The sequence below is a fragment of the Aquimarina litoralis genome (genome assembly GCF_039523995.1).
Taxonomy (GTDB): domain Bacteria; phylum Bacteroidota; class Bacteroidia; order Flavobacteriales; family Flavobacteriaceae; genus Aquimarina; species Aquimarina litoralis.
In genome coordinates, this window is sequence record NZ_BAAAGE010000001.1 from 1404663 (window position 1) to 1418381 (window position 13719).

General features: G+C 34.6%; 4 protein-coding genes. All 4 read left to right on the forward strand.

Annotated features, from left to right (window positions below):
* The first annotated feature begins 131 nt into the window (after positions 1-131).
* The 4 genes from ABD077_RS05795 to ABD077_RS05810 all read left to right on the forward strand — a co-directional run bounded on the left by ABD077_RS05795 (position 132) and on the right by ABD077_RS05810 (position 13697).
* Positions 132-7298 (forward strand): BspA family leucine-rich repeat surface protein, encoded by a 7167-nt coding sequence (locus ABD077_RS05795; RefSeq protein WP_343911366.1) that lies wholly within the window; start codon positions 132-134, stop codon positions 7296-7298.
* A 5-nt stretch (positions 7299-7303) separates the two neighbouring features.
* Positions 7304-8215, forward strand: a complete 912-nt coding sequence (locus ABD077_RS05800; RefSeq protein ID WP_343911368.1) for a PorP/SprF family type IX secretion system membrane protein — start codon at positions 7304-7306, stop codon at positions 8213-8215.
* Between the two features lie 259 nt (positions 8216-8474).
* Complete coding sequence (locus tag ABD077_RS05805; RefSeq protein WP_343911370.1) at positions 8475-9746, forward strand: IPT/TIG domain-containing protein; 1272 nt, start codon at positions 8475-8477, stop codon at positions 9744-9746.
* Positions 9747-10343: 597 nt separating this feature from the next.
* Positions 10344-13697, forward strand: coding sequence for a cellulase family glycosylhydrolase (locus tag ABD077_RS05810; protein ID WP_343911371.1), 3354 nt, complete (start codon positions 10344-10346; stop codon positions 13695-13697).
* Positions 13698-13719: the final 22 nt, after the last annotated feature.

Consider the following 13719-nt stretch of genomic DNA (forward strand, 5'->3'; position numbering starts at 1 on the left):
AAAGTCTAAAAACAGTGGTTTTCAAGGTTGATAGAAAAGTAAACACCAACTAGTTTTGTTTAAATCAACTGAAAAATTTCTATAAACAAGAAGTTTCTCAATGCAAAAACAAGGGAAAATAGATCTTATATATGATTAAAAAAATACACCAACGTATCTTATTGTATGTATGCGGCTTATTGATTAGTATAACTTTATTTAGTTTTTCTAATAGGAATTCTAGTGAGTTAGACTTGACAGCATTTGTTGGAGAGTTTACCTCTATTTGGGATACTACGCAAGAAGGTACCTCTGCAGATAATGAAATCACAATTCCCACGAATCCTGGATTTACGTATAATTATATAGTGGATTGGGGAGATGGATCCACAGATACGAATATTACAGGAGATATAACCCATACATATGCCACGGCTGGTACATATACTGTAAAAATAAGTGGAGACTTTCCTGCTATCTATTTTAATAACACTGGTGATAGAAGAAAGATTATTGAAATACTGGAGTGGGGGATAATTGAATGGCAAACTATGGAGGAAGCTTTTCACGGATGTGAAAATTTAAATTTTGACGCCATTGATGCTCCAGATTTATCAAGTGTAACAAGCCTAAAAAATATGTTTAGAGAGTGCAGTGTTTTTAATGGTATTGTAAATAATTGGGACGTAAGTACAATAACGGATATTTCAGGGATGTTTGCTGAAGCTGAAATATTCAATAGACCTTTGGATAATTGGAATACAATTTCAGTTACTGATATGTCTTATACTTTTCATAGAGCTAGACAGTTTAACGAACCTTTAGATAATTGGAATACAGCATCCGTTACTAATCTAGAATATACCTTTTCCGAGACATCTCGGTTTAATCAAAATATTAATAGTTGGGATGTAAGTCAGGTTATAAATATGTCGGGAACTTTTCGATATACAGGAAGTTACAATAGGCCTTTAAATAATTGGAATGTTAGTAATGCAGTGGACATGTCAGGAATGTTTCAGGGATCTGCTTTTAATTTCCCCATTGCTAATTGGAATGTGAGTAACGTTACCAATATGTCGGCGATGTTTAGAGAATCTCAATTTAATCAACCTATAGAATCATGGGATGTTTCCCAAGTTACTGATATGTCTTTTATGTTTCATAGGCATAGAACTTTTGACCATCCTTTAAATCTATGGAATGTGAGTAATGTGACTAACATGAGAAGTATGTTCGATGGGTGGATATGGGGTGCTGTATTTAACCAGCCTTTAGACCAATGGAATGTAAGTAATGTCACAGATATGAGTTACATGTTCCGAGAAAATGCACAGTTTAATCAAGATATAAGTATTTGGGATGTTAGTAATGTTACCAACATGGAAGGTATGTTTTTAGAAGCATTTGTTTTTAATCAAGATATCGATAGTTGGAATGTGAGTAGTGTTACAAATATGGCGAGTATGTTTCAAGAGACACCAATGTTTAATCAATCGTTAAATTCTTGGGATGTAAGTAATGTTACCAATATGTCAGAGATGTTTTTTGGGGCCTTACAGTTTAATTTTCCTCTTGATAACTGGAATGTGAGTGGTGTTACGAATTTTAATGGCATGTTCAGAAATTCCATTTTCAATCAGGATATTAGTGGTTGGAATGTAGGGGCAGCTACTAATATGGGAACTATGTTCTCTGGTGCTTCAGTGTTTGATCAAAATTTAGCTAATTGGAACATCGAAGGCGTTACAAACATGAACGCTATGTTATCCAATAGTGGAATAGCTCAGGAGAATTATGATAATATATTAATTGGTTGGGCATCACAAAATGTTATGGATAATATAAATCTTGGTGCAACAAACCTTAACTATTGTGATGGAAGAGATGCAAGACAAGATTTAATTAACAATCATAATTGGAATATTACTGGTGATATAGTAAACTGTTCATTTGTTTTCTGTACCCAAATTACCTCTCCAGTGGATGGAGATACCAATGTACCTGCTAATTCTGATATTCGATGGGCACCTGCACCTAATGCTACTGGATATAGAGTAAGCATACGAAGAGAAAACGGAGGGACTACCCAAATAATTTATGACAATCAGGATTTTGGTAATGTAGTGGGATTGAATTTTACCAATGAATTCACTCCAGGAGATACGGTATATGTAACTGTTGTGCCTTATAATGATGAAGGTCCAGCAACAGGATGCCCCGAAATTAGTTTTACCGTAGTTGAAAGTTGGGTAAATAGTCCTGACGCATATAAAATAACAATAGATACAAGAAATTTAGATAATAATTCTACTTCTGCAAATCAATATAGGCTAGAGCTTAATACAGGATTTCCTGATAATCTTACATATGACTTTTCTGTGGATTGGGGAGATGGACAGTATGATAATAATGTTACTGGTAATATTACACATACATATTTGACTCCTGGTATTTATACACTTTCTATTATAGGAGATTATGCAGCGCCATATCATGGTAGTTCTAATAGAGATAATCTAAAATTAATATCTCTTGATCAATGGGGAACTCAAGTGTGGAGAAGTATGTATCAAGCATTTTATTTTTGTGAAAACATGGAATATTTGACTACTGATGTACCTAATCTATCACAAGTATCAAGCACATCTCGTATGTTTAGAAGAGTTGCTTTAATGAATACGAATATTAATAATTGGGATGTCAGTAATGTTACTAATATGAGTAATATGTTTTATCAGGCATATTCTTTTAACCAACCTTTGGATAATTGGGATGTTAGTAATGTTACTAATATGAGTAATATGTTTAATACAGCCAATAGTTTTAACCAATCTTTGGATAATTGGGATGTTAGTAGTGTTACGAATATGACTTCCATGTTTAGTAGTGCAAATGTTTTTAACTCTCCTCTAAATTCTTGGAATGTTGGGAATGTTATAGATATGGGAAGGATGTTTAATAGAGCTGAATTATTCAATCAACCACTTGATAATTGGAACGTGAGTAATGTTATTAACATGGAAAGTATGTTTGATGATGCGGAAGCTTTTAATCAGAATATAGATAGTTGGGATGTTGGAAATGTAACCAACATGGAAAGTATGTTTGAAAATGCAATTGTCTATAACCAACCTTTAAATTCTTGGAATGTTTCTAAAGTTGTCACTATGGAAAGCATGTTTTCTAGATCATCTCAATTTGATCAACCTTTAGATCAATGGAATGTGTCTAATGTTACTACAATGGCTTCTATGTTTAATTCAGCAGGTAGTTTTAATCAAAATATAGATGCTTGGAATGTTACTAACGTAGTATCAACACAGCGTATGTTCAGATCTGCAGTGGTTTATAATCAACCTTTAAATGGTTGGAATGTGGATTCGGTAGTAAATATGTCCGAAATGTTTAGTAATGCTTCAAATTTTGATCAACCATTAAATAATTGGAACGTAAGTGCTGTAGCCAATATGTCATTTATGTTTACAAATGCGATTACTTTTAATCAACCCTTAGATAATTGGGATGTAAGTTCTGTTACATTGATGAATTCCATGTTTGAAGGAGCTGCTGATTTTAATCAAAACATAAATACTTGGGATGTAAGCGTAGTTACCAATATGCAAGAAATGTTTAAAGAAGCTATTGCTTTTAATGAACCGTTAAATTCTTGGAATACTATTGAACTTCAGAATACACAAGAAATGTTTAGCGGAGCGACTGCTTTTAATCAAAATATTGATACATGGAATGTTTCTTTTGTCACTACTATGGAAGAAATGTTTCGAGATGCAACAAGTTATAATCAAGCAATGGATTCATGGAATGTTGCTTCGGTTGTTACTATGGAAGGAATGTTTCGTAATGCAACGGCTTTCAATGGAAACATAAGTAGTTGGAATGTTAGAGGTGTAAATAACATGGAATCTATGTTTGACGGTGCTACTTCTTTTAACCAACTTCTGAACAATTGGAGAGTAAGTGGAGTTGAAAACATGAATTATATGTTTCGAAATGCTTCCAGTTACAATCAGGAAATGAATATGTGGATTATTGGGAGTGTGAGTATGCGATCGATGTTCGAGGATGCAACGGTCTTTGATCAATTCTTGGGAGATTGGAATGTAAGTAATGTGAGCAATATGCAAGATATGCTGGATAATACAGCTTTATCTAGAGAAAATTATGATAACACGCTTATTTCTTGGTCGGAACAATCGCTAAATTCAGGGATTAATCTGGGAGCCGAAACCTTACTCTATTGCGAAAGTATAGCCGAAAGACAATCCATGATCGATAATTATGGATGGATTTTTACAGGTGATATTCTGGATTGTCCTATACCTGTGTGTACACAACTTACTTCTCCAGAAAATGGTGATGTAGATGTGCCTGTAAATACTAATTTGGTATGGGAACCTATGCTATACGCAACATCTTATGATCTTACGATTACTTTACAACCAAGTGGCACGGTTATTACTGAAACTGTAACTACTACATCTTATGAATTTGCGGCAAATGCATTAGTAGGCTCTACTAGTGTGACTGTTTTGATAGAGCCCAGAAATGATGAAGGAGTTGCAACAGGTTGTGTTTCCGAATCATTTAGTTTATCTACAGATGTTGCATCCGTACCAGAATGTACCTCATTAGTAGATCCTGTGAATGCAAGTGCTGATATAGTCATTGATACTAATATTTCGTGGAATGCTATTCCAGATGCAGATGGTTATTTGATTACAGTTGGAACAACTTCTGGAGGAAACGATATTATCAATAATCAAGATGTTGGGAATATTACCACCTATGATTTGCCAACGGATTTACCAGAGGATACTGAGATTTTTGTGTTCATAACCCCTTACAATGAAGAAGGAAATGCCGCAGGATGTGTGGAAGAAAGTTTTACAACAGAATTAATTCCAGTTGTGCCTTCTTGTACAACTATTTCAGACCCATTAAACGGTGCTACAAATGTCCCCATAGATACTAATTTAAGTTGGAATAGTGCAGATGGAGCAAATGGTTATTTAGTTTCGGTTGGGACTACTCAAGGAGGTATTGAAATAGCCAATAGCATTGATGTCGGTAATACAACTACCTATGATTTTCCTGCTGACCTTATTGAAAATAGAACGTTTTATGTTACAATTATTCCATATAATGATGTGGGAGATGCAGTAGCTTGTGCTGAAGAAAGTTTTAGAACTGGAGACTCTACATTAAATGATCCTCCAGGATGTACAACACTTTTGGACCCTCTTAATGGGGCTATTGATGTTTTAGTAACTACAAACCTTACCTGGAATAGTAGTTCGAATACAGATGGTTATAGGTTAACTGTTGGAACTACATCGGGTGGAAGCGATATCGTAAATAATTTGGATGTTGGTAATACGACAACATACGATTTACCTGCAGATTTTCCTGAAACTACAGAAATATATGTGACTATCATTCCTTACAATGGTTTTGGTGATGCTACTGGGTGTACCGAAGAAAGTTTTACTACCGAAACTTTGGCAACTATTCCAGTTTGTACCAGTTTATCGATTCCGTTGAATGGAGCTATTGATGTTTCCATTGCCACGGATCTAAATTGGAATGCTGTTACAGATGCAACAGGTTATAGATTAATTGTTGGAACTACATCGGGTGGAACTGATATCGTAAATAATATAGATGTTGGTAATGTAACTACTTATAATATTCCAACGGATTTACCTGAAAACACCCAGATATTTGTAGCCATCATTCCTTATAATGCTGTTGGAGATGCAATGGGCTGTGCTGAAGAGAGTTTTACTACCGAAACTTTAGCAACTATTCCAGGTTGTACCAATTTATCTTCTCCATTAAATGGAGCTACTGATGTTTCCATTGCCACAGACCTAAGTTGGAATGTTGTTACGGATGCAACAGGTTATAGATTAATTGTTGGAACTACATCGGGTGGAAGCGATATCGTAAATAATTTGGATGTTGGTAATGTAACAACATATGATGTTCCAACTGATTTGCCCGAAAACACCCAGATATTTGTAACTATCATTCCTTATAATGCTGTAGGTGACGCTACTGGGTGTGCGGAAGAAAATTTTACTACCGAAACTTTGGCAACCATTCCAGGCTGTACCACTTTAACGAGTCCGTTGAATGGAGCTACTGATGTTCCCATTGCCACGGATCTAAGTTGGAATGCTATTGCTGATGTGACAGGTTATAGATTAATTGTTGGGACTACATCAGGAGGAACTGATATCGTAAATAATTTGGATGTAGGTAATGTAACAACATATGATTTACCAGCAGATTTGCCTGAAAACACCCAGATATTTGTAACCATCATTCCTTATAATTCCGTTGGAGACGCTACAGGATGTACCGAAGAAAGTTTTACCACCGAAACTTTAGCAACTATTCCGGGTTGTACCAGTTTATCTTCTCCATTAAATGGAGCTACTGATGTTCCCATTGCCACGGATCTAAGTTGGAATGCTATTGCTGATGTGACAGGTTATAGATTAATTGTTGGGACTACATCAGGAGGAACTGATATCGTAAATAATTTGGATGTAGGTAATGTAACAACATATGATTTACCAGCAGATTTGCCTGAAAACACCCAGATATTTGTAACCATCATTCCTTATAATTCCGTTGGAGACGCTACAGGATGTACCGAAGAAAGTTTTACCACCGAAACTTTAGCAACTATTCCGGGTTGTACCAGTTTATCTTCTCCATTAAATGGAGCTGCTGATGTTTCCATTGCCACAGACCTAAGTTGGAATACCACGACTGATGCAACAGGGTATCTTATTTCTGTTGGAACTAGTTCTGGAGGAGCTGATATTATAAATAATGAAGACGTTGGTAATGCAACAACATATGAATTGCAAGCAGATTTGCCTGAAAACACCCAGATATTTGTAACTATCATTCCTTATAATACTGTAGGTGATGCTACGGGCTGTACCGAGCAAAGTTTTATTACTGAGAGACTCGTAGTAGCTATTGAAGACGATACTAAATATGGATTTTCGCCAGACGGTGATGGAATTAATGAGTTTTGGGAAATTGACGGAATAGAAAATTATCCTGAGAATGTTGTTTCTATATACAACCGTTGGGGAGATATGGTATTTGAAATTTCAGGATATAATAACACTTCAAGGGTTTTTAGAGGGACAGCAAACAGGTTAACAAATCTTGGAGGTGGCGAACTACCAGAAGGAACATATTTTTTCAACATTCGTATTGCTAACCCTAATTCACTTAAAAAACTAAAAGGCTTTTTAGTTTTAAAACGATAGACTTTATGAGAAAATATATATACCTACTAATGACGGTAATGCTATCGTTATACTATAATAACGCAAGAGCTCAACAAACACCAGTTTTCTCCGATTATTACTACAATCAAGTTTTAATAAACCCCGCTCATTCAGGTTATTATTCAGATACAGAGGTAAGTTTGAGTAATTTTGGGTACCTGAGTGGGTTTGAGGGGAATCCCAGAACTTTTTCCGGAATTGTAAGTACCAACGCCTTTGAAAATAACGTTGGAATAAGTGGAGGTTTTATAAGTGATCAGATAGGAGTAACAACAGCCACAACGATTTTCGCTTCATATGCTTATAAAATATTCTTTGATCATAATTATAACAGAGCTCGTTGGTGGAATTATAATCCAAATGTGCTTTCATTTGGGTTAACGACTGGTGTGCTTTTTTTTAATGAAGATTTATCAAGATTAAATATTCAAGGTGATCCGAACTTCCAAAATGATGTAAATGTGACAGTACCAACTTTTGGATTTGGAATATTATATAATCATAATAAACTGTACATTGGATTTTCCGCGCAGAATCTATTTTCTAATAGTATTGCTTCCGATCAAAATGTGAATATTCAAACACCATATTATTTATATGGTGGATATAGATTATACTTAAGTCGATTTGAAGAAATAAGAATACAACCAAGTGCATTAATAAAGTTTGAAGCGGATGCACCAGCACAATTTGATTTGAATGTTTCGGTTAATTATAAAAATAAAATTGAAATTGGAGCTGGGTATCGCAGTAGTTCATCCTTAAATGCATTTGCAGGGCTTTACTTCTTAAAAAATTGGCGTTTCGCGTATAGTTATACTGCATTTAACAGAGATACTCCATTTAATAATACAAACGGATTTATTTTAACATACCGATCTGGAGAAGGATTTTAATAGCACGAAAAAATCGTATAAGAATTCAAAAATTATAGAACTTTTTAAGAAAGATATTTTTGAATTCAGAAATCTTTATTAATATTTCATGGTGGAATTCCAATAATAGAAGTAAGTTGTTTTCTGGTTTTTTAGTTTTTTAAAGGTATTTTAAAAAATTGATTTTCAGCTGTTTGTATTTATGTATCCCTAAATGTGAATTATTAAAGTCGTATGAAGTAGTAATATTACCATGGCTTAATTTTAACTCTTTAAAAAAATGATTCACGCAAACGATATAGTAAGTAGATCTTCATCTATCGTCTTATGTATTCTAAGTGTTATTGCACTTTGCGTGAGTTGTAACAATGATGATTCTGCTAATGACGGAATTAGAATTCCAGCTATTCTTGGTTTTTCACCAGAATCTGGTGAACCTGGTGATGAAATAACTATAGTAGGTACAGATTTGTTAAATGCAACCGAAGTTTCTTTTAATGGGATTACGTCGACTATTAGTGATAATAAATTAAGATCACTTACAACAATAGTCCCAGAAGGAGGGACAACTGGGAAGTTGTCTATTACTACCGAAGGCGGTATAGCGATTAGCGTAGAAAGCTTTGAGGTTGTTGTTCTTGGTGCTGCTCAGGTAATAGATATTACACCAAAGTCTGCTCAGGTTGGACAGGAGATTACCTTAACAGGAACAGCGATGGCTACCGTAAATAAGGTTACTGTTGGAGGAATTGAAGGAACGATTATAAGTACATCAGAAACAGAGGTAGTTTTTACCTTAGGTGCATCTCCGATTGGTCTTAGTGCAATCGAATTAACTAGCGAAGGAGGTGTTTCTTCTACGGATGTTAATTCAAATGAATTCTATGTTGTTGAAGTTATGATTCCATATTTTGAAACTTTTGATGAAGAAACCGTTCTTTTTAGTTCTGGTGGCGATGCAGAGATTTCAAATCTTGGTGTTAGTGATATGTTGCCATCAGATGCTACTTTAGTCCCTAATCCTATAGATAATATTTTTTATTACATCGGAGGAACTAGCGATACAGGAGATTCAGGATCCTACACAGGACAAATAGGTCATTCTAGAGAATCCTCTGGATTCTTCGCAGATTTTTTTAATGAAGATAGTAGAGAATTAACACAACTATATTTTAATATTCAAATTAATTTTCAAGGTGTTCCAAACGATTATAGTGGTCCATTAGCCGGTTTTAGGTTACGATTCGATGAAGGTTATGATGCGGATGGTGATGGATCTACAACAGATGAATATGTAGAATTTAGACCAAGTTTACAAAACCTTGAAGATTTAGGTTATATACCTAATGATGATGGCTGGTATACTTTATCGATAAGTTTTGATCAGTTTGTTAATTCTGGACCATCAGGAGGAACAGGAACTTGGTCGGTATATGCAGTTGAAACCTTAACAAGATTTGCAATTGCCTCAAGAAGAGAGCATGATGGTGAATACTCACTGAGTATTGATAATATCTACATTACTAAAGGAGGTCCTTTACATGTAAGATAGGTAATAATAAACGAATAAATGTGCTGTTTTTTTTAATGAAAGAAACATCAAAGGCATACTAAAAACAAGTAAAATGAGTTATAAAACCGTCGAGAACAATGTCTTAGACGGGAAACAAAAAACATTATTTAAGTGTTCTTTAAAATTAGACAAACTTAAATAGAAGTATTTAAAATCAGAAATAAGTATATAATTGAGACTATGAGTTTATTAGATTAGTAAGCTTAGGTTATAATTATTCCAGATCTTACGAATATTTCTGAATTAAATATGATTGCAAGTAAGTTCGATATCTAAATTCTATCTACCACCCTTCCGGAGTTTAGACATATCATTTTTTAATTATTGGATCATACCAGAAGAGTATCTGGCATGGTATAATGAATACTGTTGTGTAATACAGTTAAGGTATGCGTTGTTTTAGTTCTTTCAATTTCTAAAACAAAATCATGCTTACTGATATTTTCGAGAGTAACATCTATACCTGTCAATTTCTTTTCAAGGTAATTACGATACGCTACAAAACATTTGATACTGTTTTGTGTAACTAAGTGTATCTGATCACTTATAACTATAAATAACACAAACAATGTAATTATGAGAATGCATTACACACACAAGAAACACTTTTTAGTAAAAAGATTGCTATGGCTGGCAATATTCTTATTTGTCACGGCAGGAGCGTTTGCTCAAACTATTGTTCAGAAACATGGAAGGTTAAAGGTACAAGGAAATCAAATAGTTGATAAGAATAATAATCCAGTGAGTTTAGCAGGAAATAGTCTGTTTTGGAGTAACGCTACCGACACATCAGATTTTTATGATGCAGAAACTGTTGAACATTTGGTGAGCAATTGGAACAGCTCAATAGTTAGAGCAGCTATGGGAGTAAAAGAATCTTGGGATGGAGGAACTGGTTATATAGATAGCCCTAATTTTCAGAAAAATAAGGTTCGAAAAATAATTGATGCTGCAATAGCTCAGGGAGTGTATGTAATTATTGATTGGCATACTCATGAAGCAGAACAGTATACATCTGAGGCTGCAGATTTTTTTAGAGAAATGGCATCTTTATACGGTAACCAGCCTAATGTAATTTATGAAGTTTATAATGAACCTATAAATCAATCTTGGTCACAAGTAAAAAGCTATGCAGAAACCGTTATTGCTGCTATCCGATCTGAGGATCCAGATAATTTGATTATTGTTGGGTCTCCTACTTGGTCACAAGATGTGGATATCGCATCAAATAATCCTATTAACGACTCAAATACAGCATATACACTGCATTTTTATTCAGGAACACACACGCAGTTTTTAAGAAATAAAGCACAGACTGCAATGAATAATGGAGTAGCATTATTTGTAACAGAGTGGGGAGCTGTAAATGCTAATGGAGATGGAAATGCAGATGTTCAGGAGACAGAAAGATGGATGGAATTCTTTAGAGATAACAATATTAGCCATGTAAATTGGGCGGTTAGTGATAAATCTGAAGGATCATCTATAGTGAAGCCAGGCCAAGGAATAAATGGCTTAAAAAACAATCAACTTACTGATACAGGAGTATATATTAAAAGTCTTATAGAGAATTGGACTGAAAATTCTGATGGTGGTGGAGACGGAGATAATGGAGAGCCAGGAATAATCAATTGTAATACAGTAGATTGTATTAGAAATGCAATGCAAAATGCACAACCAGGAGACGAAATTATTATAGCTTCTGGTACGTATGAAGCTCCAGACAAGATTAATATTGGAGGAAGAGCAACAAGATATGCTTCAGACAAAAATGGAACGCAGTCCAATCCAATTATCATGAGAGCTCAAAATCCATCGAATCCACCAATACTAAAAGGTGAAAATGGAAAATATGATGGTTATGTTTTACATATGCTTGGAGATTATTGGGAAATAAAGAATATCATTTTTGAAGAAGGTTCTAAAGGGATTGTATTTGACAATGCCAATCACGGTCTTTTGGAAAATGTAACAGTAAGAGAATTGGGAGAAGAAGGAATACACCTTAGAGATGGATCTAGTTTTAACTTAGTAAAAGATTGCAGAGTTTACAATGTAGGAATTAAAAAACCAGGAATTGGCGAAGGATTATACGTTGGATCAGACAAAGGACAACATGACCAATATGAGAGAGAATGTAATAATAATACGATCGATGGTTGTATTGTTGGTCCTAATGTAACAGCAGAAGGTGTAGATGTAAAAGAAGGAACTAAAAATACGATTATCCGAAACTGTACTTTTTCTGCGGAAGGAATTTCAGGAGAAAATAGTGCCGATGCATTTATAGATCTTAAAGGAGCATATGGTTTTGTATACAATAATACCTTCAACATCGATGGATCTAATATCCTTAATGCAGGAGTGGATTTCTTAGATAGAGGAACAGGATTTAATACAGGCTATAGAAATGCTATTTTTAATAATACATTTAATTTAGGAAGTAGAGCAAACGAAATCCCAACAGCGCGAAAAAAACAAGGAGATCCTTCCGAAATTCATGTATGGAATAATACGCGTAATCCAAATTCTCCAGATTTTCCTATAAGCGATGGAACTACAAATTTCGTAACAGAATCATGTCCTAGTTGGAATATCGTTCCTTGTAATGGAGGTGGTCCAAATCAAGCACCTAATGTATCTTTTGCCTCACCATCAAGTAATTTCTCATTGGAAGAAGGATATGCTAGTTTACTGGTAGTGGTAAACGCTTCCGATGCTGATGGTTCTGTAAGCAACGTAAAATTATATGTAGATAATAACCTAGTTCGTCAAGAAAATTCAGCACCTTATGAATGGGGACAAGGAAGTAATGCTAATGAATTACTAGGATTATCCGTAGGAACACATACATTTAAAGCAGAAGCTACTGATAATGATGGAGCCAAAAGTTCAACCACAATCACGTTAACGGTAACTAGTGGAGATACTGGAGGTGATCAAGGTCCTTCTATTTCATTTGCTTCTCCATCTTCTAATATTACGGTTGATGAAGGATATAATAGCCTTTATATAAAGGTAAATGCAAGTGATAGTGATGGATCTATAGATAATGTAAAATTATATATCAACGATAATTTTGTAAGACAAGAAAGATTTGATCCTTATGAATGGGGTCATAATACTTCTCCAAATCCAGCAGAAACGACGAATCTACCTGCTGGTAACCACACTTTTAAAGCGGTGGCAACCGATAATGAAGGAAATACCTCTGAAACATCATTTGTATTAACCGTAAATGGCGGAGATGGTAACGGTGACGGAGATGGAAATGGTGATAGTTGTGCTTTTGGAGCACCATTAAACAGTGCATTGCCAGCATTTGATAATATTTCCTATACCGAAGCACATGTACTTGGAAATGGAGGACCATCCTTAAGTAACTTCAGAAAATTTAGTATTAATTGGAATCCTCAGTACAATGGATTGTATCAATTTGCAATGAATACGAATAATGGTAATCCAAATTGGTACGTGGATCTTAGACCTTTTAGCAATGCTAATTTTAATGGAAATAATCCAGAGGTTACTATTAGCAATTCTGGAATAAGCGGTTTTGATGGATCTTATTGGGTAGCAAAAGATGGAGCTAATTTTGTAATGGTTTCCAAGAACGGAGGTTATACAATTTACTTTAGTAATTCAAGCTCAGCACCTAATTGTGACAATAAATCACCTATTGAAGAAGACAAGATATCTGATATCAAATTGTTCCCAAATCCTGTAAGTGATAATATCTTGAATGTAAGAGGTATTTCTCAAGAAAAATCTACTTTAGAAATAGCAGATATGCAAGGTAAAATTGTACTACAAAAACATATAGAAGGAACCGATACAGGATTAGATGTCTCGAATCTAAAATCAGGAATGTATGTCCTTATTATCAAAGGACTAAAATTCAGAAAATCTATACTATTTACTAAGCAATAAATTGTCTTAGCCAAGTTAATCA